The 25836-nt window shown below is 59.4% G+C and carries 25 protein-coding genes and 1 tRNA gene; 10 read left to right on the top strand and 16 right to left on the bottom strand.

From position 1 onward, the window contains the following. Positions 1-135: 135 nt before the first annotated feature. The 3 genes from JMF94_RS12585 to JMF94_RS12575 form a co-directional block, all read right to left on the bottom strand. Positions 136-1683, bottom strand: coding sequence for a 2-isopropylmalate synthase (locus tag JMF94_RS12585; protein WP_192112774.1), 1548 nt, complete (start codon positions 1681-1683; stop codon positions 136-138). A gap of 115 nt (positions 1684-1798) precedes the next feature. Continuing rightward, a complete protein-coding gene (gene pssA / locus JMF94_RS12580; RefSeq protein ID WP_240825535.1) occupies positions 1799-2560 on the bottom strand; it encodes a CDP-diacylglycerol--serine O-phosphatidyltransferase in 762 nt (253 codons plus the stop codon). Positions 2561-2636: 76 nt separating this feature from the next. Beyond that, a complete protein-coding gene (locus tag JMF94_RS12575; RefSeq protein WP_240825478.1) occupies positions 2637-3278 on the bottom strand; it encodes a phosphatidylserine decarboxylase family protein in 642 nt (213 codons plus the stop codon). Between the two features lie 285 nt (positions 3279-3563). On the opposite strand from JMF94_RS12575, the gene JMF94_RS12570 reads away from it, so the two are divergent. From JMF94_RS12570 to infA, 5 genes are all read left to right on the top strand, one after another. Beyond that, positions 3564-3902, top strand: coding sequence for a chemotaxis protein (locus tag JMF94_RS12570; RefSeq protein ID WP_240825476.1), 339 nt, complete (start codon positions 3564-3566; stop codon positions 3900-3902). Positions 3903-3906: 4 nt separating this feature from the next. Beyond that, entirely contained in the window at positions 3907-5115 is a 1209-nt protein-coding gene (locus JMF94_RS12565; protein WP_240825474.1) for a metal-dependent hydrolase, read from the top strand. Positions 5116-5348: 233 nt separating this feature from the next. After that, positions 5349-5840 carry a cyclic pyranopterin monophosphate synthase MoaC gene (moaC, locus tag JMF94_RS12560; protein ID WP_027180997.1) on the top strand — a complete coding sequence of 164 codons (492 nt, stop codon included), beginning with the start codon at positions 5349-5351 and terminating at the stop codon, positions 5838-5840. Next, positions 5837-6682 carry a prolipoprotein diacylglyceryl transferase gene (gene lgt / locus JMF94_RS12555; protein ID WP_240825472.1) on the top strand — a complete coding sequence of 282 codons (846 nt, stop codon included), beginning with the start codon at positions 5837-5839 and terminating at the stop codon, positions 6680-6682. Before moaC ends, lgt begins: the two co-directional genes overlap by 4 nt. A gap of 136 nt (positions 6683-6818) precedes the next feature. Next, positions 6819-7037 carry a translation initiation factor IF-1 gene (gene infA, locus JMF94_RS12550; RefSeq protein ID WP_006008898.1) on the top strand — a complete coding sequence of 73 codons (219 nt, stop codon included), beginning with the start codon at positions 6819-6821 and terminating at the stop codon, positions 7035-7037. A gap of 102 nt (positions 7038-7139) precedes the next feature. On the opposite strand, the gene JMF94_RS12545 is transcribed toward infA, so the two are convergent. Then, positions 7140-7610, bottom strand: a complete 471-nt coding sequence (locus JMF94_RS12545; protein WP_240825471.1) for a phosphatidylglycerophosphatase A — start codon at positions 7608-7610, stop codon at positions 7140-7142. Positions 7611-7732: 122 nt separating this feature from the next. On the opposite strand from JMF94_RS12545, the gene JMF94_RS12540 reads away from it, so the two are divergent. From JMF94_RS12540 to JMF94_RS12530, 3 genes are all read left to right on the top strand, one after another. Then, entirely contained in the window at positions 7733-8179 is a 447-nt protein-coding gene (locus JMF94_RS12540; protein WP_240825469.1) for a hypothetical protein, read from the top strand. Positions 8180-8187: 8 nt separating this feature from the next. After that, positions 8188-8272, top strand: a tRNA-Leu gene (locus JMF94_RS12535). A 72-nt stretch (positions 8273-8344) separates the two neighbouring features. Next, on the top strand, positions 8345-9250 hold the full coding sequence (locus JMF94_RS12530; protein WP_240825467.1) for an FRG domain-containing protein: 906 nt from the start codon (positions 8345-8347) through the stop codon (positions 9248-9250). Positions 9251-9423: 173 nt separating this feature from the next. Here the strand turns inward: JMF94_RS12530 and JMF94_RS12525 are convergent, their stop codons facing one another. The 7 genes from JMF94_RS12525 to JMF94_RS12495 form a co-directional block, all read right to left on the bottom strand. Further along, positions 9424-10257 (bottom strand): 4Fe-4S binding protein, encoded by an 834-nt coding sequence (locus JMF94_RS12525; protein ID WP_240825464.1) that lies wholly within the window; start codon positions 10255-10257, stop codon positions 9424-9426. Further along, entirely contained in the window at positions 10254-10778 is a 525-nt protein-coding gene (locus JMF94_RS12520) for a 4Fe-4S dicluster domain-containing protein (protein ID WP_240825462.1), read from the bottom strand. The genes JMF94_RS12525 and JMF94_RS12520 overlap by 4 nt, the downstream gene beginning before the upstream one ends. Continuing rightward, complete coding sequence (locus tag JMF94_RS12515; RefSeq protein ID WP_240825460.1) at positions 10775-11116, bottom strand: hypothetical protein; 342 nt, start codon at positions 11114-11116, stop codon at positions 10775-10777. Before JMF94_RS12515 ends, JMF94_RS12520 begins: the two co-directional genes overlap by 4 nt. Before the next feature lie 78 nt (positions 11117-11194). Further along, on the bottom strand, positions 11195-13465 hold the full coding sequence (locus tag JMF94_RS12510; RefSeq protein ID WP_240825458.1) for a nitrate reductase: 2271 nt from the start codon (positions 13463-13465) through the stop codon (positions 11195-11197). A 111-nt stretch (positions 13466-13576) separates the two neighbouring features. After that, positions 13577-14023, bottom strand: a complete 447-nt coding sequence (locus JMF94_RS12505) for a hypothetical protein (protein WP_192112751.1) — start codon at positions 14021-14023, stop codon at positions 13577-13579. Then, the gene (locus JMF94_RS12500; RefSeq protein WP_215648387.1) at positions 14020-14592 is read right to left on the bottom strand and encodes a NapC/NirT family cytochrome c; all 573 of its coding nucleotides are present in this window, start codon (positions 14590-14592) and stop codon (positions 14020-14022) included. The genes JMF94_RS12505 and JMF94_RS12500 overlap by 4 nt, the downstream gene beginning before the upstream one ends. 336 nt (positions 14593-14928) lie before the next feature. Further along, entirely contained in the window at positions 14929-15747 is an 819-nt protein-coding gene (locus tag JMF94_RS12495; RefSeq protein ID WP_240825456.1) for a hypothetical protein, read from the bottom strand. Positions 15748-16053: 306 nt separating this feature from the next. Between JMF94_RS12495 and uvsE the strand changes: the two genes are divergently transcribed. Further along, entirely contained in the window at positions 16054-17307 is a 1254-nt protein-coding gene (gene uvsE / locus JMF94_RS12490) for a UV DNA damage repair endonuclease UvsE (RefSeq protein ID WP_240825454.1), read from the top strand. 41 nt (positions 17308-17348) lie between these two features. Here the strand turns inward: uvsE and JMF94_RS12485 are convergent, their stop codons facing one another. From JMF94_RS12485 to JMF94_RS12465, 5 genes are all read right to left on the bottom strand, one after another. Then, complete coding sequence (locus JMF94_RS12485) at positions 17349-17870, bottom strand: GNAT family N-acetyltransferase (protein WP_240825452.1); 522 nt, start codon at positions 17868-17870, stop codon at positions 17349-17351. Further along, a complete protein-coding gene (locus JMF94_RS12480; protein WP_240825451.1) occupies positions 17867-18181 on the bottom strand; it encodes a hypothetical protein in 315 nt (104 codons plus the stop codon). Before JMF94_RS12480 ends, JMF94_RS12485 begins: the two co-directional genes overlap by 4 nt. A 21-nt stretch (positions 18182-18202) precedes the next feature. After that, positions 18203-18661: an MOSC domain-containing protein gene (locus tag JMF94_RS12475; protein ID WP_240825450.1), complete on the bottom strand. Its 459-nt coding sequence runs from the start codon at positions 18659-18661 to the stop codon at positions 18203-18205. A 245-nt stretch (positions 18662-18906) separates the two neighbouring features. After that, positions 18907-23292, bottom strand: a complete 4386-nt coding sequence (locus JMF94_RS12470) for a translocation/assembly module TamB domain-containing protein (RefSeq protein ID WP_240825449.1) — start codon at positions 23290-23292, stop codon at positions 18907-18909. Then, positions 23292-25277 carry a BamA/TamA family outer membrane protein gene (locus JMF94_RS12465; RefSeq protein WP_240825448.1) on the bottom strand — a complete coding sequence of 662 codons (1986 nt, stop codon included), beginning with the start codon at positions 25275-25277 and terminating at the stop codon, positions 23292-23294. The genes JMF94_RS12470 and JMF94_RS12465 overlap by 1 nt, the downstream gene beginning before the upstream one ends. Before the next feature lie 132 nt (positions 25278-25409). Here JMF94_RS12465 and JMF94_RS12460 point away from each other — a divergent pair, with 132 nt between their 5' ends. Beyond that, positions 25410-25757 (top strand): DsrE family protein, encoded by a 348-nt coding sequence (locus tag JMF94_RS12460; protein WP_240825447.1) that lies wholly within the window; start codon positions 25410-25412, stop codon positions 25755-25757. The last annotated feature ends 79 nt before the right edge of the window (positions 25758-25836 follow it).

Raw genomic sequence — 25836 nt, 5'->3', positions numbered from 1 at the left:
GCGGCAAAAACCGAGCGCCTGTTTTTTATGTAATTCGCACAGGCTTTACCTGCACGGCGAGGGTGCACCTTGGCTCCACAGGTCAGCCGCCCCAGGGAGGGGCGGTCAGACCCGCTCAGACCAGAGGAACAGCCATTAATCGTGCTGGCAGTGCAGCCTCGGCCCTTCCTGCTCCTTCTTGAACAGGTGGTTAAGGGCGTTGACGTACGCACGTGCACTGGCAACAAAAATATCCGGATGGGTACCGCGTCCCACGGCGCTCACTTCACCCTCGCGCAGGCGCACGGTCACTTCGCCCTGGGCATCGGTGCCGCCGGTGATGGCGTTGATGGCGTACTGCTCAAGCTCGGGCTGGCGACCCACCATGTCGGCGATCACGTTGAACAGGGCGTCCACAGGGCCAACGCCAAAACCAGCGCCGCTGCTCTCAATCCCCTTAATGTCCATGATGACGGCAGCCGTGGGCGGCACGCCGCCCGCATCGGAGCTCTGCACGCTCACATGGCGCAGGCGGAAAAGATCGGGCATGCGGTAGACTTCTTCCTGTACAAGAGCCATGAGGTCATCGTCGTGCAGGGTTTTCTTGCGGTCAGCCAGCTGCTTCACAGCTTCAAACACGAGGTTGAGCTGCTCATCGTCCAGCTTGTAGCCCATGCTCTCAAACTTGTTGCGCACGGCGTTGCGGCCAGAGTGCTTGCCAATCACAAGATTGCTCTCGGTGCGGCCCACAGACTGAGGCGTCATGATTTCGTAAGTTTCGCGGTTCTTGAGCATGCCGTCCTGATGGATGCCCGACTCGTGCGCAAAGGCGTTGGCACCCACAATAGCCTTGTTGTTGGCAATGGGCTGGCCGATGGTCATGGAAAGCAGGCGGCACGAAGGATAAAGCTGCTCGGTGACGATGTTGTGCTCAAGCTGGTAATAGTCGTGGCGCACACGCAGATTCATGACCACTTCTTCAAGGGCGGCGTTACCGGCGCGCTCGCCGATACCGCACAGCGTAACCTCTGCCTGGCGCACGCCAACGCGGAAGGCGGCAAGCGTGTTGGCCACGGCAAGGCCGAGGTCGTTGTGGCAGTGCACGCTGAAGATGGCCTTGTCGCTGTTGGGCGTGTTTTTGATGACGTGGTCAAGCAGCGCGGCGTATTCCTGCGGCTCGGCATAGCCCACGGTATCGGGCAAATTGATGGTGCTGGCCCCGGCCTTAATGGCGGCCTCGACCACGCGGCAGGCAAAATCGCCTTCGGTACGCGAAAAATCCTCGAGGGAAAATTCCACGTTGCTGGTATATGTGGCGCAGCGTTTGACGCCCTCGACGATCATCTTAAGAACGTCCTCGGGATCTTTGCGCAGCTTGTGCTTCATGTGCAGGGGAGAGGTGGACAAAAAGACATGGATGCGGGGATTTTTAGCCACTTTGACGGCTTCCCAGCAACGATCAATGTCATTGGGGACGCAACGGGCAAGGCCCGCCACCTGAATGTCGCCAGCCTGTGAGGCAATGCGCTGCACTGACTCGAAATCGCCGGGGCTGGAGGCGGGAAAGCCCGCTTCCATAATGTCCACGCCGAGCACTTCAAGCTGGTGGGCTACACGCAGCTTTTCCTGCAAGTTCATGGTGGCGCCGGGCGACTGCTCGCCATCGCGCAAGGTGGTATCGAAAAAATAGACGCGGTTGTTCATGACAAACTCCTCTGGTTCTGACAAAGATGGCTATATCTTGCATAACGGCCACCGTAAAGGGCGGCTGTCCAGGGGAGCGTTTCCGCCCTTAGGGGGCGGCAACCGTTACGCAACCTCAATCGCTCTGGGGCGATAGGGCGCGTAGTAGCTGACGATTGCGGCGGGGAAGGATGACGAAGGTGTAGACAACGCCGCCAATGATGTAGACGGCGCAAAGCACAAATCCCATGACGCGCGGAAAGGAAATGACCGTTCCGAGCACAAGCAGGAAGAAAAGCATGCTGCGGATGGGATGGGCGCGCAGGAAATCGTATTCCTTAAAGGAAAAATAGCGCACCTTGCTGACCATCAAAACCCCAACGCCAATGGCAAGAAAAAGGGTCATGTAGGGCAGGGCCGAAGCCATGATAGCAGGGAAATGCGCGGCGCAAAAAACAAAGGTAACAACAGTGCAGCCGCCCGCAGGAATGGGCAGACCGATGAAAAAGCGCTTGCCCACAGCAGCGGTGCTCACATTGAAGCGAGCAAGACGCAAAGCGCCGCAGGCAGCGTAAATGAAGGCGGCGGCAAGCCCCATACGTCCAAGGGCCGAAAGCTCCCACTGCCACATGAGCATGGCTGGGGCAATGCCAAAGGCCACAAGATCGGAAAGCGAATCGTACTGAACGCCGAACTCGCTGGCAGTATTGGTGAGGCGGGCAACCTTGCCGTCCAGGCCGTCCATGACGGCAGAGAGCAGGATGGCGAAGCAGGCCGACTCAAAACGTCCCTGCACGGCCCAGACCATAGACAAAAAGCCGAGAAACATGCTCAACGTCGTGATCATGTTCGGCAGGAGGTATACTCCTTTGCGCGGCTTTTTAACTTCCGGGGCCATCATTCACCATCTTTACTAAACTAAGTGCCGGTCTGTCGGCTTTTGAGCGTGGCATTGGGCGCGTTTTTCGGCCAGGCTACTTCGCTCTGGCCACCACGCTCTGCCCGGCGAAGACCTGTTCGCCGATGCGCGTGGCCGCAACATATCCCTGAGGAAGGTAAAGGTCAACTCGCGAACCAAAGCGGATCATGCCGTAGCGCTCCCCACGTGCAAGGGCGTCGCCTTCGTCAACGCGGCAGACAATACGGCGGGCGATAAGCCCGGCAATCTGCACCATGGTCCAGGGGTTGCCGTCCGCATCGCGCATGCTGTAGGCGCAGCGCTCGTTGTGCGTGGAGGCCTTGTCAAAAGCGGCATTGACAAACGCGCCGGGGAAATAGCGGATGCCTTCAACTATTCCCGCTACGGGCGCGCGGTTCACGTGCACGCTGAACACGTTCATAAAAATGCTGATGCACAGCTTGGGTTCATCGGTGAAGGGGTCGGGGCGCTCCTCAATGCGGATAACCTTGCCGTCCGCAGGGCTTACGGCAAGCCCCTCGCCCTGTGGCACCACCCGCTCGGGATCGCGGAAAAAGTGCATGCTGAACCAGCAAAGGGCCAGAAAAATCACGGCCAGAAGCCACCAGCCCATGCAGGCAAAAACCAACGCGCTGAGCGCGGTAAGGCCGATACAAGGCCAACCTTCGGGGGTGATGCCGCTATTGGGTGCACGCATGGCGACTCCTGTATGAATTGGCGCAGCCAGCCAACGCCGGACAACGCTTGAATAAAAAAGGGCAAGTGTTGAACATGCTACATACCCTGCGTTTTTCTGCAAGGCAAGCCCACAGGTGGATGCCGTGCCGCAAGGATGCGCGCGGGCGGAGGAGCATCACGATCACGTCGTAGCGGCCGATATGCCTTCACGGTCAGCGCTCAGCCCCAGAATCCAGGATTTGCCCGCAGGAAGCGTGCCTCAGCCCCTGTTGCAGAGTTTTTGCGACACAGCTATACTATGGATATGAACAGAAAGTCCGTTGCCTGCCTTTTTGTACTACTGCTGGCCGCCGTTGGCGGGCTGGGCGGTTGCGGCCCCAAGGACATCGGCGCGGGTTCCTCCATCGAGAGCGATTCGCAGCCCCAGGGCGTGAGCGTGGAAGATCAGTTGCGCTACCCCGTGTACGGGTCGAACAACACCCAGCGCATGCTCTATTATCAAAACCGCCCCGATGTCATGACCAACATGCAGCAGTGGCGCATGCAGCAGTTTCGCCGCATGAACGGTCTTGATACGGACGTAAGCCCAGAAGACCCGCAATACAGGTCTGTGCCCAAACAGCGCAGCCCGTTCAGGCAGTAACTATATGGATCCAATAACTCACGCCGCAAGCGGCGCGGTGGTCATGCTCGCCATGCCCCACCGTCCCGCGAGCCGCTGGGCGGTGCCTCTGGCCGCCCTGGCCGCCGCCTCCCCCGATGTTGATGTGCTCATGGCGAACACCCCCCTTCAATTTTTGCTATTGCACCGGGGCATTACGCATTCCCTTTTTTTTGCTCCGCTGCTGGGGCTGGTGCTGGCGCTCGTGGGCTGCTCGCTGTGGAGGGCGCAAACGCCCGGTCACTGGCGGTTTGCAAAAACATGGCTGTTCATGACGGCTATGGTCTTGCTGCACATCTGGCTGGACTGCATCACCACATACGGCACCATGATCTTTGTGCCCTTCTCGCACCTACGGGTGCGGCTGAACGCGGTGTTTATCATTGACCTGCTGATCACCCTGCCCCTGCTATGGGCCATCTGGCGCTGGCGCGCACGGCGCGGGCTCCTGCTGGTGGCAATGGCGTGGCTCTTTGTCTATCCCGGCATTTCCATAGGCCTCAACGCATGGCATACGGCGCAAATCCGCGAACGACTCACGGCGGAAGGCCGTGCGCCTCAGGAAATTGTGGTGCTGCCGGATGCCTTTTCGCCCTTTTTCTGGCGCGCCCTGTATTCAGAAGCCACACCCAACGGGGGCACGGTGTACACTCAGGGCTTGAACGCCCTTGGCACCCCTCAAGGCCCGGAAGGTGCCGCCACCGCCCTGCCCGAGAGCCTTGCCCGCGACCTTACGCGACAGTCTGTTGTGGCTGACGCTTTTTTGAATTTCACCCTGCTGCCAGTGGTGGCCCCCCTGCCAACCGACATGCTGCCCGCCGATAATCCGCAGGCAACGCAGCCAGCAAACACCCCGGCCCCCACCTATGTAATGATCCACGACCAGCGGTTTGGCAGCAGCCTTGCCATTGTGCGCAAAATCATGAGCATGCGCCCCAGTGCGGACATTCCTTTTAAATATATGGCGGAGCTGACTCCTGCACCGCAGCCTGCCGAGCAGGATGCCCCTGACGAAAATTCCGTGCAGGAAAATGCCGCAACCGCAGGGCCGCTCGTATCCACAAAGGCCGCATTTCCGCAACGCCTGCTGCGGGAGCGGATGCGCTTTTCTGACAGCGGGCGCGACTCTTTCTGGCAAGCCCCCCGCCCGCCCACAACTCCCCCGCTGCTGCAATGGCTTGTGGGCTTGCGCTAAGCCTGCCCTGTCCGGCCCAGCTCAATGCCCCACAGCTCAATGTTCAACCAGCACTTTCTCCTTTCGGGAAACTGCGGCGAGGAGCGCGATTACAGGCGCAATGACTCCCGTCGCTTTTTGGGGTAGCATCATAATTTGCTCCCGCTTGCTGCGTGTTACCAGCAGGACATGCGGAACGCATATTTGAAACAACATCCCGGCAGCCCGCGCTGCGGGAATTTTTTGAGGTATCAATGAACGACAACTTTACGCATCTCGACAGCCAGGGCAACGTAACCATGGTGGATGTAGGCGCAAAAACGCCTACAGAACGAGTAGCCATAGCTGAAGCAGTTGTAGAACTGGCCCCGGCCACCATGGAACTGCTGATCAAAAACGCCTTGCCCAAGGGCGATGTGCTCACCTGCGCCAAGATTGGCGGCATTATGGCTGCCAAACGCACCGGCGAACTTATCCCCATGTGCCACCCCCTCAACCTCACCTATGTGGACGTGCGCTTTACGGTAACAGAAATGCCGCCCACGGTGCGTATTGAAGCGGAAACCCGCACGGTCGGCCCTACCGGCGTGGAGATGGAAGCCATTGTTGCGGCCCAGACCGCAGCGGCCACCATTTACGACATGTGCAAGGCCGTTCAGCGGGATATCGTCATCAGCCGTGTACGCCTGCTGCACAAACGCGGCGGCAAAAGCGGCGAATTCAACGCCTCGGATATTGACGCATGAACCTCGCTCAAATCGACCCCGTAGCCCTTTCCATCGGCAGCCTGCAATTGCGCTGGTACGGGCTTATGTATCTGGCGGGCTTTGGCCTTGGTTGGGCACTGGGCCGCTGGCGCGCCTCGCGGCCCGGCTCCGGCTGGACTGCCCCCGATGTGGACGACCTGCTGACCTGCGTGATGATCGGCATCATCCTGGGCGGCAGAATCGGTTACGTGCTGTTTTATGATCTGCCTGTCTACATCAGCGATCCCATGGAGATTCTGCGCATCTGGAACGGCGGCATGTCCTTTCATGGCGGGCTGCTGGGTGTACTCGGCGCATTCTGGTATTTTGCCCGCTCGCGGGGCAGGTCGTTTCTGGAAGTATCAGACTTCATCGCCCCACTGGTGCCGCAAGGACTCTTTTTCGGGCGGCTCGGCAACTTTATCAACGGCGAGTTGTGGGGCAAGGTCAGCGACGTGCCGTGGGCCATTGTGTTTCCCGGTGCCGGGCCTAATCCGCGCCATCCATCGCAGCTTTACGAGGCTGCGCTTGAAGGGCTGGTGCTCTTTTTCATGGTTTGGATTTTTTCGTCCAGACCGCGAAAGACGGGCGCGGTCTCCGGCCTGTTCGCACTGGGCTACGGCGTGTTCCGCTTTGCCGTGGAATTTGTGCGCATGCCTGACGTGCAGCTTGGCTATCTGGCCTTTGGCTGGCTGACCATGGGCCAACTACTCTGCGTACCGCTCATACTGGCTGGCCTGTGGCTGCTGTGCCGCAAGGCCCCGGTGCTTGCACCCCATGTGCCCCCTGTGGAGAACAAGCCCCGCCCCGGCGGCAAATCATCCAAGGGACGCAAGAAATAACTTTCTACCCGTGCAGTGACAGCGGGCGCTGTTTGCGCGCCGAATATCCCCCGAGCAGGGACACCGGCGTGTTGACAGCGCCCCGCTTTTTTGTGAAGCTGACCGGCGTTTATCCACATCATATTTTGGAGTACTCATGGCCAAGGAAGGATCAATCGAAGTAGACGGCGTGGTGCAGGAAGCTCTGCCCAACGCCATGTTCCGTGTGGAACTGGAGAACGGCCACGAAGTTCTGGCCCACATTTCCGGCAAGATGCGCAAGTTTTACATCCGCATTCTGCCCGGCGACCGCGTCAAGGTCGAGCTTTCCCCTTACGACCTTACCCGTGGGCGCATCACCTACCGCATGAAGTAGCTGCGGGCGCGGCGGCTTTTTCCGCCACCAGAGTGGCCTTTTGCGCCATTGGCCGCGCCCCCTTGCAGCTTTCCGCCTATTCTGTGGCCCTGCTCTCGCGGCCTATACAAGGCCCATCACACGCAGCAGAGCCACGCACAGCAAGGCCCACACGCCAGCCACAACATCATCGATCATGATGCCAAACCCGGCGGGCAGCCAGTTTTCAGAAGCCCGCACGGGCCATGGCTTGCAGATGTCGAACAGCCGGAAAAAGGCAAAAGCCGCCAGCACCAGCCAGAAACTGGGACTTTCAAAAGGCAGCAGCACAAGCCACACCCCTACCAACTCGTCGATGACAACTTCGCCGGGGTCTTTGCGCTCAAGCAAGTGCTCGGCACGGGTGGAGGCCAGACCGCCGACCACAAAAATCACGACCAGCAGCACAGCCCGCCACGGCAGGGACAGAGGCAGAAAAATATACGGCGCGAGCAGGCAGGCGATGGCCGTGCCCCACGTGCCGGGAGCCTTGGGGTCAAGCCCGGCAACGCCCAGACGACAAAACGACAGAATCAGCTTGTCAAAAAAACTCATGCGGCCTCCGCTATGTGCGTGTTTTTTGTGCATCTTACGCCCAAAGCGCCCGCAAGACCAGCACTGAAGACATCCACGCGCAATTATTGCCTAAAGGGCTTCTTTGCCGTATATGCAAGCTCATGGACAAAAACCGCAGCGAACTTTTTGCCCACTTCAGCTATGACGACAGCCTCACATACGAGGCCCTGCTTGAAGTGGAAGAAGAACTGACCCGCGAGGTGGAGCAGTTGCTCCAGCGGGCCGGGGCGGCCCATCTGGACTTTACGCCTCTGGGCGACGCGCTCATGTTCCAGTGCGTGTTTGAAGCGCACAGACTGTATGTGTACCGCAAGATTGCGCTCGAAATTGCGGCCCTGCTGCCGCAGGGCGTGCGCGGCAGATTGCTGTGCCTGGACAAGAATTTTGAATCCATGCACGTTTTCTGGCTGCGCCCCGGCGAATGGCAGGAAGAGGAACGCCCTGTCCCCGAAGACCCGCCAAGCGGCCTCAAAACATGGCGCATCGCAGGCTCCGGCCCGCAGGATCTCGCAGAGGATGACCTGAAAGATTTGTCACGAAAAGAATAAAGAAATGTGCCTGGGTGGTGGAATGGTAGACACAGGGGACTTAAAATCCCTGGCCGTAATGGTGTGCGGGTTCAAGTCCCGCCCTGGGCACCACATTACTATCTGTCTTTTTTAGTAAAAAATTATTCTGCAGATCAGTTCGCAAACAGACCAAGGAGTATTTTCTTGTCGAAACTTAACTGGGACAAGTGGATATCAAATGATGGAGAAAGCTCCTTTTGCAGAACACTTAACATAGTTCAAATTAATACCCCCCAAGCCCTCATCCAAGCTGTTGGCTACGCAAAAAGTGTTCTTTCTTGTGAACATATTGTCTTTTACAGGGGCCAGTGTTCTTTTTACCCTTCTCTAATTCCATATTTATTTCGTGATATTGCAAAAGACACAGACAGGACAGACATCAAAATTAATTTGGCACTCAGAGAAAAGATTAAAAGATTAAGCACGTTAATAAATGGATCCCTCAAAAACGAGCTAAAAGGTGTATATCCACCCGCAATAGAAGGTCTATTGCAACACTATGGAGTACCAACAAGATATCTTGATTTTGTAGATAATATATGGGTTGCTCTCTGGTTTGCTTCTCACAAAAGATTAACTGCTAAAGGAGTTAATTTTTCTAAATATGTAAAAAGCAAATCTGAATTTTCTTATGTCTATATAATGAAATTTGGAAAAGCATCAGACCCCAAAGAATATAAAAAACTTCATGATGTTAAGATTGATGAACTTCAGAAAGATATGGACAATGGGATATTTTTAACAAATGAAAGCTTTCAAATAATTGACTTGAGACTCGCTGTAGGCAGCAATTTTTTAAGACCCCACGCACAGCATGGGATTGTTGTGCGAAGGTATGGCGATATAACCACTGCCAATTATGATTTCAGTGACAGCATAGAGTGTATTTTGCGAATAAAGACGCAAGATGCATTAGATTGGCTTGGCACTGGATCCCTTTCTCAAGAGTCCTACATGTTCCCATCCCCTTTTTATGATATTGGATATAGAACATTACACAACATACTTCCTCAAAATGCTGGAATTGGTGAAATTGACTATGTCTGGTAAAAAGTTTTCACTAATTCGATCCTCCTCAGAATATCATTTCTGGTGACGCCTACTTCTGAATAAAATCTATTCTACTAGTATTATCGAATAAAGTTATAATATTTTAATCTATCTGCACAATATTTTTCAGCCAATACAATGCCATCACTGATTTAATAAACCTCGAACTTCACTTATTTTTTCAATATAACATTCCATCCCCGCCACTCCAGAGCCTTACCGTAGCTCGCGCAGGTATTGACGCAGTCGCCGCAGTGGGTGCAGTCCCTTCGCTCTGGCCCGCCCTTGCGGCGCGGATTCAGCTCAAGCGAGCAAGCCTGCTTGCAGGGAGCCTTGCCCTTGCAGGTACAGTTTGCCGCCTGCCAGCCGATGCGCAGGCCCGGAGCTTTGACGGGCAGGCATTTGGCCGCAGCGCCAAGCAGTACCGACTGCGGGCACACAAAGCGGCACCACAGTCTTTTGCCAGCCACAAGCTCCAGCGCCAGCGCCGCCAGCGGCACAGCCACCGTCCCAAGCAGCAACCAGAAGTCGCCGCCTTGCCATACAAGCATGGGCAGGAGCGACAGCTCGCCCGGCAACGAAACAATAGCCATTGCGGGAAAGCCCGCCACCAGAACCGCCGCAAGCCCTGCCCCCAGCAGCAGAGCCTTGCCCGCAAACGCGCGCCCTTCCTTCACGTGCGCGCTGCCTTGACGCCCACGCGCCCAGTGCGCCAACTCGGAAAAAAATCCGTAGGGGCATACCCACGAGCAAAAAACTCTGCCCAGCACTAATGCCAGCGCCAGCGAGATCAAGGCCCCGATCAGCAGACGCTCACCAGGTAAAAAGCCTGTGGCCGCAACCTGGGCCGCGCCAACCGGGTCAGCAAAGGGAATGCCGAAAAAATCCAGCGCAAAAAAACTGCCGCTGATCTGGCGCAATTCTGCTGCATTGAGCCACGGCAGCACGCACAGTCCCGCCACCACCAGCACCTGCGCGCCGCGTCGCGCCCAAGCGAGAATCTTCATGCCTTGCCTCCGGGCGCTTTTTCCGTGGGAGCCGCCATTGGCGGCACAAAACGGGATGAAGTGGGAACAATCTCCACAGCCTGCACCGGGCAGACATAGTCGCAGATGCCGCACCCAACGCAAGCCGTGGTCATGGCAGGCACCAGCCCGCCGCTCAGCACCACGGCTGTTCCGCGCAAGGGGCAGCGGTCATAGCAGGTCATGCACATGGTGCCGGTTTTGTAATTGTGGCAGAGGTCTTTAAGAATATAGGCCTGCCCCATTCCCGCCCGCGCAATTTCCTTTACGCCCGTGTCCAGCGCCCCGGTGGGGCATACAGGCGGGCACTTCATGCAAAGGTAGCAGGGTTTTCTGCGGGGGCGCACCTGCGGCGTATGCCGCGCGCGCCCCAGACCGCCAGCCAGCTCAATGCTCTCGTGCGGGCAGGCAGTCACACACTTGCCGCAACGAACGCACTTGCGCAAAAAGGTTTCTTCATCCACAGCACCCGGCGGGCGCAGAGGCGGCACAAAAAGGCTCATTTCGTCTCCCCTGCCTGTTCCCCGCCATTGTCAGCGTCCGCGCCCGCATGGCGGCGCGGCTCATGCGCAGGGCAGCCCATGTGCCCTTGCACGTCCAGATCATCTTCATAATCGGCAAAGGCCAGATGCAGATCGTCCACCTCCGGCAGTTCCCGCAACGCCATGAGTTCCTTCTGGATTTTGTCCGAAGGCTGCTCCACCACGACCACCAGCCCGCCAATGTCCGCGCCATCCGGCGTGCGCTGCACATCCAGAATGCCTTCTCTGCCCTGCAAAGCCTTCTCAAGCCTTGCGCAGGCTGCTGCTGAAGCACTCAGGATTATTCCCGCAATAGCCATATTTCCTCCCGCGTTGCCCCGCCCGCATGCCAAACACACGGACGGGGCCTTCACTCATATGGGGCTTACCGATGGGCGTTAAACCTTGCGAACCCGCGCGGCGCAGATCTTGTATTCCGGCTCGCGCGAACCGGGGTCGGTGGCGTCCAGAAACAGCTTGTTGACCAGCTTTTTGGGATCAAAAAACGGCACGGCCACAAGCCCTGGCCTGCACACATCACTCACGCGCGCGGGCAGTTCCATTTTGTCGCGCCGGGTTTCCAGAATCACGTTGTCCCCGTGCTTCACGCCGAGGGAGGCGGCGTCCTGCTCGTTGATTTCCACAAAGGCCGCCGGGTTGGCCTTGAGCAGTTCCGGCACCTTGCCTGTCATGGTCGCTGTGTGCCAGTGGTCGATAACGCGCATGGAGGTAAGGTACAGCGGGTATTCGGCATCCGGCTCTTCCGCAGCGCCCTTGGCGGGCCGCATGAAGATGGTGGGTTTACCGTCCGGCTTGCCGTAAAAGAAGAACTTGTCCGGATGATCGGCTGGCACCAGCGGATCATGCCCGCGCACAAAGCGCAGATTGGTACCGGGGTGATCCTCCGAGGGGCAGGGCCAGATGATACCCGATTCCTTACGCAAGCGCTCGCGCGTCATGCCGTAGAAATCATAGGTGGTGCCCTTGGCCACCATGCGCCATTCGTTCCACACGTCCTCGGCGTTTTTGAAGTTCACCAGCTTTGGGTCAACGCCAGCGCGTTTGGCGAATTCCACCAAGGTGTTCACCGTGGGACGGCACTGACCGGGCGAATCCACGGCCTTTTCAGTCAGCGAATACCGTCGCTCGCCGCAACCGTACACGCCGTCGCGCTCGCACCAGAATGAAGGCGCAAGCACAAGGTCGGCGTATTGCAGGGTAACGGCATCGGGGAAGGCCTCAATGCACACGATAAACGATTCCGGGTGCGACATGGCCTTGTGCACCTTGTTCAGGTTGGGCAGGGTGTGCGCGGGGTTGGTCTCGCAAATGACCATGCACTTCACATCGCCCCGGCCCAAGGCCTCAAAAAGTGCCACGGTGTGATAGCCGGGATTGGGCGAAATGCGCCCTTCCGGCAGGCCCCAGAGTTTTTCCATCTCCGCCCGGTGCTTGGGATTGGGAATGGCACGGCCCGCTGGCAGCAGATGCGAGAGCGCGCCGGTATCGCGCACGCCGCCGCAGGCGTTGGGCTGGCCCGTGAGGGAAAAAGGCGTTGCGCCGGGGCGGCATATCTGCCCGGTGAGCAGATGCAGGTTGTGAATGAGGTTATTGGCAAAAACCCCCTGCACGCGCTGGTTGATGCCCATGCACCACAGGCTCATGGTGGCGGATGATTCGGCAAAAGCCCTGGCCGCCGTATAAATCTGCTCCACGGGGACGCGGCAGATTTCGGCAACTTTTTCAGGCCGGTAGTTTTCCAAAAAGGCCTTGTAGCCTTCAAAGTCCGAGGGTTTGCCCTCGACATCCACAAAGCTCACGTAGCGCTGCCAGAAGCGCGGATTGTCCAGTTCTTCATTGATGATGACCCAGGCCATACTGTGCATGAAGGCCAGATCCGTGCCGGGGCGAAAGGCCACGTGCATGTCGGCTATGCGGGCAGTATTGGTGCGGCGCGGATCGGCCACAATGATCTTGATGCCCGGCTCCACTTGCTTGCGGCGGGCAATGCGGCGGAACAGCACGGGGTGCGCCTCTGAGGTATTGGAACCGATGATGAAAAAACAGGTGGCCTGATCGATGTCGGCATAGGTGCCCATGGGCTCGTCCTTGCCGAACGTGGTGGTATAGCCGCCCACAGCCGAGGCCATGCACAGACGGGGGTTGCCGTCCACGTTATTAGTGCCGAAGCCAGCCTTGAATATTTTGCTGGCGAGGTAGCTTTCTTCCGTCAGGCATTGGCCGGAGCCGTACCAGGCAACTGAATTTGCGCCGTACGTATCAATGCTGTGCCGGAATTTGGACGCCATGAGGTCAAGGGCTTCATCCCAGCTCACAGGCTCAAGGGGGCCGCCCTTTTTGCGCCGCACCATGGGCTGGGTGACGCGTTCCTTGGAATTGAGCACAGGAATGAGCAGCGAACCCTTCAGGCACAGCAGGCCCGCGTTGTGGTTGTTGGGGTCGCCCTGAATGGCAACGGCCTTGCCGTTTTTAACGCCCACCATCACCCCGCAGCCGGTGCCGCAGTAACGGCACACGCCTTTGACCCATTTGTCGGGTTTCTGATCGTCCGCAGCAAGGGCGAGGGTTGGCAGGCCCACGCCCGTGGCCGCCGCCATAGCGGCAGACATGGCAAAAAAACGTAAAAAATCACGACGCGATGAATTCATATCCGCAACCTCGCTGTTAGCTTGGCATGATTGTTTCTTTACTGCGGGCCGCCCTGCTTGCGGGCTGGCCCACCCTGCGCCGTCAGATGCGGCGCATACCGCACGTGCGAGCTACCAATCCGTCTTGCCGCTGGGCATACGGTATTCGTAAGCCTTGCCGTGCATGGGGCTCTGGTGGTTGGGGTGACAGGCGGAACAGTCATCGCGCTTGCCAAACTTGGCCTCCATGCGCTGGATGGAAAGCGAATGGCAACGAGCGCAAACCTCAACCCCCGGCTTGCGGGTAAAGGGAATGGCCCCCTTGCCGTCAGGCATGCCGTGACAGGTCTGGCAGCGCACAAGGGTGATGCCGTGCTTGCTCTCATACCATTCCTGCGCAAGACGGGGAGTGCTCTTCATGTGGCAGGCGTAGCAATCGCCCGCCATCTGCGGAGAATCCAGATGCTTGGCCGCCTCGCAGCGCTCCGCAGGGAAGGCCCAGGCCATATACAGAAAATAGCCGCCCGTCAGCACCGCCAGGGCAAGCAGAACGATGAGCAGTTTCTTGTTGCGGGTCATGGCCGTATCTCCTTGATTTTCTGTGCGAACTTCTGATTTGCTGGAATGCGCTCGTCAAATACGGGCAAGTGGGCAAGGTTGCGATGGCAGCCCACGCAACCGCTGCGGGCCTGACCGTTCTTGCCTTCGTAATTGTCGTGCGCAAGGCGGCCCTCTGCCGAGATCGGCCCGTCTGCCTTGGCATTGCGGGTCAAATCCTGATGGCAGGCGCGGCAGTTGGCATCGTCCGTAAAGCGGCGGGCAATGGGTTGCATGGCAGCCCGGTCAAGATCCGTACCGCCCTCCACATTGTGAACCCACAGGTCTTTTATCCCCATCCATGCCTTGGCGCCGAGCATGCGGGCCAGATTGCCCGAAGGGATATGGCATTGCGAGCATCCGATGGCTTTGCCCTGTGCGTCCTTGGCGTGCGGGGAGAGCATCAGTTCATCCTGATACACGCGCATTTCGTGGCAGGACAGGCAAAACTCCGTCCGCGACGAATACGACACTCCCGCTGCCGCCAGGCCTACGCACGCGGCCAGGGCGATACAGCCCACAATCCAGACGCGCTTAGAAGGATACGGCATGGTTTTGGTCTCCATGGCTGATGGTGCCGCCATGCCAAAAGGGCATTCCCGCCCGGGGATATGCCTGCGGCAGGGCGCAAATTGTGAATTTCACCACAAAAAGCAAAAGAGGTGCCAAAAACCCTATTTTGAAAATTTGTGTGATTAGCGGTAGTTTGTGATCTTCTGGAAGTCAGGGGCTTAGGATTTGTCAGAATAAAATGACAAAAATCATCTTATTCTGACTATGTGACAACTGGAGCAGACAAAAAACCGAGCCAGCACATGGGCGGGCTCGGGAGCGTGAGGTGGGCGCGGGCATATCCCGCCACTGCACGGGAGAAAAAGCGACAGAAACTATTTTTGCGCAGCAGGCGTATTTTTATAAATCCAGGTGCTGATGGCAGAAACCGCTTGTCCTTCTATACCCAAAAAGCCGTGTGCAGACATGCCCTGGCAAGCATCGGCAATGGCGTCACCGTGCGAAAGGGCGATCACATCCTTGCGGGGCGCGTTTTTAAAGGCGCGCTGCAAACCCGCCACGCCGGAATACGGGCTGACCTTACAGGCATCCTGCTCATTGTGCAGAATGAGAACAGGGATGGATATGCGACCCAGATCCGCATTATAGATGGTGCCGGAATTCTTTTTGCTGTTCTGCGTAACGGTGGAGCTGACCACCAGGGCATCGGCATTACCGTGCTCCAGCCGCGCGGCTGTGTTGGCCGCGGATATTGTGCCCCTGCTGGTTCCCACCAGCACCACGGGCACATGCCACTGTTTGCGCACAAATTCCATGACCATAGCGGCGTCCTGAGCCTGCTCCGCGCTTGTGCGGTAACTGTTGGCGCTCTGGTTGCCTATGCCTGTCGGCACATCCAGCAGCACCGCTACCAGTCCCTCCCTGGCAAAAAGTTCTCTGGAGCGGGCGAGGAAATTCCCCTGGAGGCTTGTCTGATCCCCATTTTCCGTCAGCCCCAGGCAGCCGTTGTCGCCCGCAAAAAGGATCACGGCGGCCCTTGGCTGTGCGGGCACATCCACCAGAGCGCGCAGTGCGCCCTGCTTGGCGGTTTGCCATTGCACAAAAAGGCGCTCGGGTGATGTGGAGAGTTTTTTCTGCACCACATTCTGAGCGTCCGCGCTCCAGGCTGGGCCGCACAGCACGCTCAGCAGCATCCCGCAAAAAAGGCATAGGGCAAAAAAAGGCTTCCGTCCCTGCGCACGTTGACGCGCGGCCAAAGCCACCGACAAATCTGAGCCAATACCGATCATTGCGTCTTCCTGTTGTATCTGGCGATCACCGCCGCTCCTGAACCCCAGAGTGTTGCTGCCATGCCCTGCGCCAGCAGCATCATAATATTCACAAATACCCCTCGCTGTGTAAGCAAAACGTTAAGGAGCCTTACCTGATGCAAACTGGCGCTGTTGCCACTGTCTCCCAATCCCCATTGTGGTTTGGCGCAAATCCGCTACAGTATGCCCATGATACGTTATGGATTTGCCTGCAAGACCATCGGGGTACCCGGCGCTGACCTGAGCGCTCTTACCCTTGCCCGGGCCACGCCCGAAAACATGCTCACCGTGTGCCGACACAATCTGCGCGCGCTGGAAACCATGTTGCGCTACTGCGCCTCGGCGCGCATCCCCTTGATGCGCATAAGCTCGGACATCATCCCACTGGCTTCGCACCCGCAAAACACATTTGACTGGCGCGCATGCTTGCAAGACGAACTGGAAGGGCTGCGCGCCGTGCTGAAGCAAACCGATATCCGGGTTTCCATGCATCCCGGTCAGTACACGGTGCTGAACTCCCCCCGGCAAGAGGTGGTGGAGCACGCCTTTGCTGACCTTGTATTCCATGCCGACTTTCTTGACGCGCTGGGGGCGGACGGCAGCGCCCGCATCGTCTTGCACCTTGGCGGGGGCTATGGCGACAGGGCATCCGCCCTCGTGCGGCTGGCAAAAAATCTGCTGGCCCTGCCGCCGCACGTTCTGGCCCGCATCTCGCTTGAAAACGATGAGCGCACATTTACTATTGAAGATGCTCTGTGTATCTGCGATAAATGCGGCCTGCCCGCCATCTTTGACGTTTTTCACCATTCCCTGAACTCCCCGGCAAAGGGAAATCTGGCGTACTGGCTTGATCGCGCCATGGAGAGCTGGAACCCGCAGCATGGCCGCCCCAAGCTGCATTACAGCCAGCAGCTTGCTGGCGGCAAAGCGGGCATGCACTCGCGCACCATTGCCATGCGGGATTTTATGAAATTTCATCAGTCTCTGGGGCAGCGTGAGGTGGATGTGATGCTGGAGGTGAAGGACAAAAACCTTTCAGCCGAAAAGTGCATCCAACTCACCAATCCTGGGCTGACGCGGCAGGAGCTTACGGCCCAGTGGGCCAGATACAAGTATCTTGTGCTGGAGAGAGATCAGGCAGCCTACACGGCCATACGCGCCCTGCTCAAGGCGGAGACGCCCGATGCCAAGGCTTTTTATGCACTGGTGGAGCAGGCGATGGAAAAGGAACTTTGCGGCCCGCAGGCGCGCAATGCCGCCGAGCATGTGTGGGGCTATGTGGACAAGCTGGCCGCGCCCGCAGAAAAAAAGCGCGCTCTGGCGGGCATGGCTGAACTGCAAAACGGCCTTGCCGCCCTGCCCCGCGTCAAGCGTCTGCTGCTGACCCTGGCCGAGCGGCATAAGGTGGAATACCTGCTGCACAGCATCTATTTTTATGTGTAGCAAAAAAATTGGCGCAGGGCAGAACCGTGCGCCGAAAGATGTCAGGCTGGTTCGCCCTGCCACTCCATGTGCAACAGGGGGTAGGGATTGCCCTGCCCGTCCAGAGCCGACCGCCCCACCACCTTGAAACCCTGCCGCTCATAAAAAGCCAGAGCCTGCGGATTCTGTTCGTTCACATCCAGCGTCAGCCGGGAGTGCAAGGCCCGCACGTGCTCCAGAAGCGCCCTGCCCACGCCGTGACGGAAGCAGCGCGGCTCAACAAAGAGCATTTCCACCTGCGCGCCGTTGCAGCCAATAAAGCCCGCCAATGGGCTGCCCGTAGCGTGTTGCGCGGGTGCAGCCTGCCCGCAAGGCGCAAGCTCCGCCACCCATAGGATTTCCACGCCCGGCAGATAGGTGTTGTGCACATCATGAAACAGGCGTTCCACCTCGCCGGAAGGCAAAAAATGGTGGGTGGCCTCCACGCTGCGCCGCCACAAATCCGCCAAGGGCGCATGGTCGCAGGCTGTTGCCTGCCGGATGCGCAATGTCTGCGAAAGAGCCTTTTCGACAACGCCGCTCATCGAACATTCTGATGAGCAACCCCGGCCAGCAGACCTGCAGTGCGGTCGACACGCAGGGGCGGCACATGGCTTTGCACTTCAAGGGTAAACTGCTCCTTGACCAACTGGCCGCTGTCGAGCAGAGCGCGGACGCGAGCCTCGCGGTCGGGCGCGGCAGAAGCCACCGCCGAGGGTGACTGCTCATGCCCCTTGGCGTACTTGGGCGAAAAATGTCTTTCGACCAGCGCCACGCAAACAGTATAGGCCACAAAAACCACTGTTACCCCGCCGAGAAACAGCGCCGTGCGCAGCAACATCTTAAGCGTTTCCATATGTCTCCCGACCTGAACGTGTTATGCAGGCGCAGCTTCCCCGGCAGAGGGATCCAATACTTCCATCATGTCGCCCGTGCGCACAACGCCGCCGTGCAACACCTTGGCAAATACGCCCTGGGTGGGCATGATGCATTCGCCCATGGTGTGGAATATCTGGCAATGGCTGTGACATTCCTTGCCGATCTGCGTAACTTCCAGCAGCACGTCATCACACGCAATACGGGTTCCCACCGGCAGAGCGGCAAAATCAATACCGTCCACTATCAGATTTTCTCCAAAACAGCCGTTGGCGACCAGAGCGCCCCGGGCCTTGAAGGCCTCGATGGCCTGCCACGAAAGCAGGCTGACCTGACGGAGCCAGTTGCCCGCGTGAGCGTCGCCCTCAATGCCGTGATTTTCTATAATATTCGCCTGATCCACGGCCTTTTTGGCCGTGCCTTTTTTCTGACTGGTGCAAATGGCTATGATCTTGCCCATACTACATTTCCTTTACTGTCGTTATGCCTTGCCGCCTGCAAGCGGCTGTCCGCAGTCTGCCCCAGATAGGCGGCAGCGTCCAGTCAGGCTGCAGGCCTGCTGCCTGACACATCATGTATGCTTGCCCACCCGCCACATCCCGCAGGCGGGAAACCGCGCAAACAGGTACGTGAGCAGTGGAGCTGCCTAATAACACTATTTTCGTATGTTATCACAACCCGCACCGCCCGCCAAGATGAGCGGCATCAATAATTATACTTCCAGGTCAGGCCGCCCTTGGTACTCTGCTGCTCGGTGCGCAGTTCAAGATTGGCCTTCGGGGTCAGCTCCAGCTGAATCACAAAGGCGGTTGTGCCCTGTTTGGCTCCCTGCTGCACGCCCACATAGATATCTTCCGTGAGGTACTTGCCCATTTCCACCGAGCTGCCCGCCGCCATGCCGTCGCCGCCTTGGCCCGACTGGCCCGTCCCGTTTGTGCCGGAAGCGCTGGAATTGAAGCGCAGCACATCAACGCCCAGCACCTGACGTGCAGAATCCAGCACACCACCGCCTCCGCTGCCCGACCCAAATCCGGCCAGCTGCGCCACGGCGGCGGCCAGACGCAGATTTTCAAACCTCCCAAGCTCGCTGGCACTTTTGCCAAAAAGTATCTGGGCCAGAATTTCATCGCGCGGCATTTCAGGGTCGCTGCTCAGGATCAGCTGCATTTTGCGCACCGTGCCCACAATGCTGATATTGGCCATGAGTGCAGGGGTCTGACTGGTGAGCATGATGTCCAGCAGGGGGTTGGACACAGCCCCGCCGCCAAAGGTCACAGCGCCCCGCGCCAGCTTGAAATTTTTGCCCAGAATATCAAGACTGCCTTTTACAGCGCTGAGCTGGCCGGAGATCAGAGGTTCGGCGGGCGTACCGCCTACATGCATGTCTGCCTTCCACTCGCTCTTGAGTCCAAACCCTTCCACGACAAAGCGCCCCGGGATGACAATGCGCAAGTCCAGCAGGCCCGCACTGCCGCCAGAAGCGGGAGCAGTTGGGGCTGGGCCGACGGCTGCGGGGGATGCGGTCTTTTTGCCCTGCGGCACGGCAGGTGTGGGCGGTTCATGCCCTGCTCTGGCCCAGGCGGGCGAAACCTTGCTGATGGGCAGGGTGGTGATGCTGGTGCCCACATCAAGGTTATTGAGCAGCACAAGCCCCTGATTCACGGTGACGGTTCCCCGTACTTGGGGCGCTGCGGCGCTGCCAGCCACGGAAGTCTGCGCCGAAAGTTCCACGCGGATGTCGCGGCGTCGCAAGGGGCGCAGATGGTCAACCACGGCCTTGAAATCAAGCATGCTGCCGTCAAGCCTGGCCTGCCCGGTGATGCGCGCTGTACCGCCCTGCCCATCAGCTGCGCCAAGGTTCAGACGGGCAAGCCCCAATGCGCCGCCACGGCCTTCTTCAAGATCAAGCCGTAGGTTGATGCCCGTGAGCAGCACACCGTACTGCAAATTTTCGTAACGGGTGTCGTCCATGCGCACAAAACCCTTGGGGGTCGGGGCCTCAAGGCTGCCGCCCACATCAAGCGAAAGCGCAAGCCGCCCCGCAAGCCGCTGGTCAGCCACGGGCATAAGGCTCCACAGGGGGGCCACGGCTCCATTCCAGTGCACTGCCGCGCGGAGCGGCCCCTGCATGTTCGGGCTCGGCAATCCGTCCGGCCCGAAAAGAAGGGGCAAACGGGCTTCTACCCGGCATTCCGTACCGCCCAGAGCCACCACCGTGGCCTGATCCGGCACAAGGCGCAGGGCCAGAGCGCCGCTGCCAGCACTGTCCCGCTCCAGCTTGCCGGTAAGCGCAAGATTCATGGGTTTGAGCGCCGCCCCCGGCACCACAAGGCCGCGCACGTCCACGCGCAGATCCCCGCCGGGTTGAGCCGGAGTGCCGGTAAGCCGTGCGCTGGCCTCAAGCTCGCCCTTGGGCAAGGCCGGAATCAGCACACGCCAGGGCGCGAGCGAAAGACGCTCCAACGTAAGGCGCAGATCAAGCTTTTCCGGCCCAAGGGCGGCCTGCGCCCGCAACCTGCCGGAAGGCTTCATGGTTACATCAAGACCGTTGACCTCCAGATCGCCCGCGCCGTAGCGCATTGTGGCCCCTGCCGCCGCGCGCAGGCCCAGCTTTTGCGCGGGCAGGTCAAGATCAAGGCGGCGCAGTTCAAGCAGGCCGGGCTGCCAACGCACGGCGCAACGCGTTGCGGCAAATCCACTTGTTTCGAGGCTGGCTTCCAATGGCCCAAATATGGAACCCTGGGCGCGCAGCTTGGCACCAAGGCGGATAGTCCCGCTGCGTACCCCGGCGAGGTCAAGCCGGACGGCAAGCAGGCCCTTGCCGAGGGTATCGGTCAGAACCGCCTCGCCCTCCAGGCCCTGGATTTCCACCGCCGGGTCTTTGCCTGCCCGGTAAGCCATCCGAGGCACTCGCCAGCGAAGCGTTGCCTGCTGTGAGTACGCGGCCTGCGAGGCCGGAGCCTGCGTTTTCTGGGCTTGAGAATTTTTGCCTGATAAATCCTGGCCTGACGAACTTTGAGCAGCTGCGGGCACCGCAGGTTCCACCCGCAGCGAAGCCAGTTCAAGGGAGAGCGCGGCGTCTCCGTCCAGCCGCGCCCCAGGCAACATGGCGGACAACGCCTGCCAGTCCGCCACGCGCACGTCCACCTTGCCGTTCACGCGGGGCATACCGCCCACCAGCGGCGGCAGGGGCAAGGCCGCACTCACATGGCCAGAACCAGCCACGCCCAGCAACTGGCATTGAAGGTCACGCAGGCCAGCGCGCAAAAGACCATGCCCGTCTTCACTGTCGTTCAGGGCAAAAAGCGTTGCGCCAAGGCGCTGTGGATGGCTATCCACTACGGCGGAGGCCTGCACTTTTACTGTCAGTTCCGCTGCCTGCGCCGCATCTTTTTGTCCGGGGTCTGTCAGCCCGACTTCTGCCGGGGTTGCACTTGTCTGCTTGAAAGCGCCAAGCAGCACCCGCCCCCAGTTGAGCGGCGTGGATTCCAGTTTCAGGGAAATATCCGCCAGGGCATGCCCGCCCACGTTCCACGCGGGGCAATCCAGCGCTATCTGCATATCTGGAGTTTGCAGCGGCCCCTTTGCCGTGATGCGCAACTGGGCGAGTTCCGGCAGCAAGGTACTGTTTGTGAAAGGAGCGGCAGCTGATGCAGGTGCGGTCTTTTCAGCAGCGTCTTTTTCCGAATCAGCTTTCCCGCCAGTGTTGGCCTGAATATCCACATCCAGCGGCCCGTCCAACCAGGAAGCGGCCTCGCCAGTGTCCCACTTTGCATGCCCGGCAAGATGCAGAGGCCCGGCTTCCACCCGGATGCTTTCCAGCGCGGCGCTGACCCCGGCGGCTCCACCACCAGCGACGGGAGCAGTGACGCGCGCGGCAAGGCGCGCCTGTACATAGGTTCCTTCGCGCAGCAGGGCGGCAAGCACGCCTGATTCGGCGGGCAGATTCCTGGCAGAAGAGATTTCTACGGAAGAAGAACTTGCAGGAGAAGCAGTGGAAGCGTCAGAAGCCCTGCGCAATATCGAGGAAAGCTCGGCTGTGGCATCAAGGCCAAGAACTTCGCCCACGTGGGAGGGGGTGAGAATCACTTTGGCTGTTGAGTCAACCCCGTGGATTGCCGCCCCACCAACGTACAAAGGGCTATCTTCCGCGCAGGCTATTCTGAGCAGCAAGAAGGCTTTCGCCCCCTGTATTCCACCCTCCACCCGCAGGCTGGCTTCAAGAAGTACATCGGCGGAAGTTTTATTTCTCCCTCCGCCCTGCGCTTCGGGATGCAGCTCAGGGCGCACTCCGGGCAATGTCGCGCCGGGTGTCGCTGGCTGGCCCTCTGCGGTAGGAGGCGCACTTTTTTCCGCATCTGGCGCGGCAACCTTTGGGGTTGGCGCAGTTTCATTCCGGGCAGCGGCAGGAGCCTCCCCACCCAGCAAAGCTTGAGGCAAATGGGCATTGAGGATGTTCAGCCCGCCAAGATGCACCTGCGGCAACCAGCCGGGCAAACCGCCAAGCATGCGTAGCGCATCACCCAGCATGGCGCGCAAGGCAGCCTCAGTCAGGGGCGGCGCAGGCGCAGGAACGGGCGCGTCCGGCAGTATGGGCAGGCGCAACAGTTGCGCGTCATTTACATATACGGAAGCAATGCGCACGACCGAAGGCAGGGCGCGCCAATCCCATTGCGCGCGGCAGTCCGGCAGACGCATCCACAGACCGTCACCATCGAACAGTTCCAGGCCAAGAGAAAATTCAAAAGGCAAGGAGCCGGAAAGATGGGTAATGCGCGCCCGCACGCCAGCAGGCGGCGTACCGGATCCCGGCGCGGCTTCCATAGCCGTATTGATTTTTTCCGTCAGCCAGCCCTGCACGGATTCGCTGCGCAAGGCCGCGAGGGTTGCGGCAAGGGCAATTACGCACAGCAGCACGCACAGGCCCAGCGCCCAGCCTGCACGGCGCAGCCACTTGCGAAAGGAACCACTACCGCCGCCAGAGGGTTTTCTGTGGCCGGGCTGGCCCGCATTGGAGGCAGCCTTGCCGCCCAGAGCGGCAGATGCGGAAGGAGAGGAAGACGGCGGGGCCGCGCTGTGTTCCTGATCCATCAGAAAGACTGTCCTATGCTGACGTAAATCTGCACCGGGGGATCGCCGTCAATGGGCTGCAAGGGAAAACCCACATCCAGCCGCACAGGGCCGATGGGCGTATAGTACCGCAGGCCAAGGCCAGCGCCCCAGTTCATGTCGCCGATGATGCGCGGCAGCTCGTCCCTGTAGACCATGCCGCCATCCAGAAAAGGCACAATGCCCACATCCTCGGTAATTTTATAGCGCGCCTCAAGATTTACCACCTGATAGGAACGCCCGCCCAGCGGTTCGTCCTTGTGGTCGCGGGGACCGAGCGACTGATAGGCATAGCCCCGCACAGAGCCAGCCCCGCCCGTGTAATAGCGCAAACTGGCCGGAATGGTGCGCAGCCCGGCACCCGCAAGCCCCCCGGCCTCGACCCTGCCCGCCAGCACAAGCTTGTCATCCGGCAGGCCGTCCTTGCGGAAGGGGGCGTAATAGCCGCTGGCAGAAACAACCCCTGTCATGACGTTGAACGATTCGCCGTAAAAGCCCGTGTAGGGCTTGACCTTGACCGCCAGCTCCGACCCGTCGGAAGGATTGAGGATATTGTTGCGCGTGTCGCGCCGCAGCCCCACCCGTGGCCCAAAAAATCCGTAGCCCTTGGGGTCCTGCTCGTTATCCTTGATGGAGCCGCTTTCGCCCCCAAGGCCCGCGCTGCCCCACCACTGGCGAGAAAGCCGCCGCTCGATGTCGCCGGAGCCGCTGCCCGCAATTTTTTCGTAGGCGCTGGTATCTTCCCGCAGGGTGGAGCCGGTGACGAGCAGTTTCTGCTCCCTGGCCATAAAGGCGGGCTTTTCAAACACCGCCTTGAGGCCTTGCGTTTCCGTAGCCAGCGGAGCTGAAAGCGTGAGTTTTTCACCATTCCCAAAGACATTGCGGTTTTCCCACATGCCTTCCACACCAAGGCCCGTATCCGTATCGTACCGGGCACTGGCCCCCACCGAATGGAAGGGCGCTTCCGCCACGGTCACTTCCAGCGGCAGCACGGAGGCGCTTTCGCGCCCCGCGCCCCAGGCGAGATTTTCTTCCAGAGGTTTGACCTGCACGGAGCGGAACAAGCCCAGACCGCGCAGCTTGTTGGCGTAGTCTTCCACCATGTCCGAATCCCACGGTTCCTCGCCCACATTCCAGGGCGCGAGCCGCTGCACGTATTCGGCGTTCACTTCCTTTGCTCCGCGCACTTCGATACGGCCCATGAGCGCCGGAGGACCGGGCCGCACCAGGATATCGGCATTGAGTTTGCGGGCCTCGCGGTCAAGGGTGTAGCTGGTATCCGCCACAGCGGCCAGGGGATAGCCCTGCCGCCGCAAGGATTCTGGCAGGGCATCCACCGCCGCGAGCAGGTCATCGGCGGCAATGGGCTTGCCAATGGCGACTCCCGGCAAAACTGTGGGGAAGGACGGCGGGGGCACGGGTTCCGTTTGCAGCCCCCAAAAGCCCACCTCGCGCTGCCGATTGCGGAAAAACTGCGGGATGTCGGGCTCCGGGTCGTAATACACATCGGCGCGGCCCAGGCTGTAACGCTTGCCCGGCGAAAGGACAAGGTCAACAACAACGGGTGAGGCGTCCTTGTCTATTTGAACGGAAGCAAGGCCGTCATAATAGCCTTGGGAGTGCAGCAGGCTTTGCGCGCTGGCGGTGTCGGCTCTGGCGCGCCTTTCAAGAGCCAGCAGGCTGTCTGGCTGTTCCTTGGCAAGCTGCACAAGCTGGCTTGAGGCCTTCATTTGCCCTGCCAGAGAATCAGGGCCGTCCTGCACCTTGATACGCACCTTGTACGGCACGGGCTTACCCTGCCAGGCCGTTTCCAGCCCCGGCGGCGCTGGCTGCGGTTCTTCTGCGGGCGCTCTGGCCAGCAAGCCGCAGCCCCCGGCGCACAGCAGCAACACCAAGACTGCGAAGGCTCGCAGTACGGAAAGGCTGGTCGCCCTCTGGGGGGGTAGTGCGCCAAGGGTGGAGATCATGTCGAATCATACGTTGCCCCGCCGCATGAATCAAGAACCATTCGCAACTGTTGCTTGCAAAAAACTGCCGCTTGGCTAGGATTGATGCAACAGGCCTTGCAGCCTGCGCAACGCATAACAACAGGAAGAAGTATGAATTACGATCTCTGCCTGCACATGGACAGCAAGGACCCCGACATCCTGCGTCTTGTTCTTCGTAATGCAGCCAACTATATCAAAGCCCTGCCCCAAGAACGCTTTCAGCTTGTGGTTGTAGCCAACGGCCCAGCCGTCACCCAGTTCGTCAAGGGCAATGAAGAATTCCGAGCCATTGCGGCCCCCTTGCAGGATCAGGGCCTGCGCATCCTGCTGTGCGCCAACGCGCTGGCCGACAACAAGATCGATCATGCTGGCATCTGGCCCGGCTGCGATGTTGTGCCCGCCGGGCTTGTGGAAATTGTGCGCCTGCAACGCGAAGGCTTCGCCTATATCAAGCCCTAGGACGAACTGCGTTTCTGTGGGCATCTGCGGTGTCTGAGCGCGTTCTACCCTGCGCTTTTTTTACTATTGCTTCCGGTCT

The organism is Desulfovibrio sp. UIB00 (genome assembly GCF_022508225.1).
Lineage (GTDB): Bacteria > Desulfobacterota > Desulfovibrionia > Desulfovibrionales > Desulfovibrionaceae > Desulfovibrio.
Note: the sequence above shows the minus strand (reverse complement) of the source record. Positions and strands in the feature narration are given on the sequence as shown.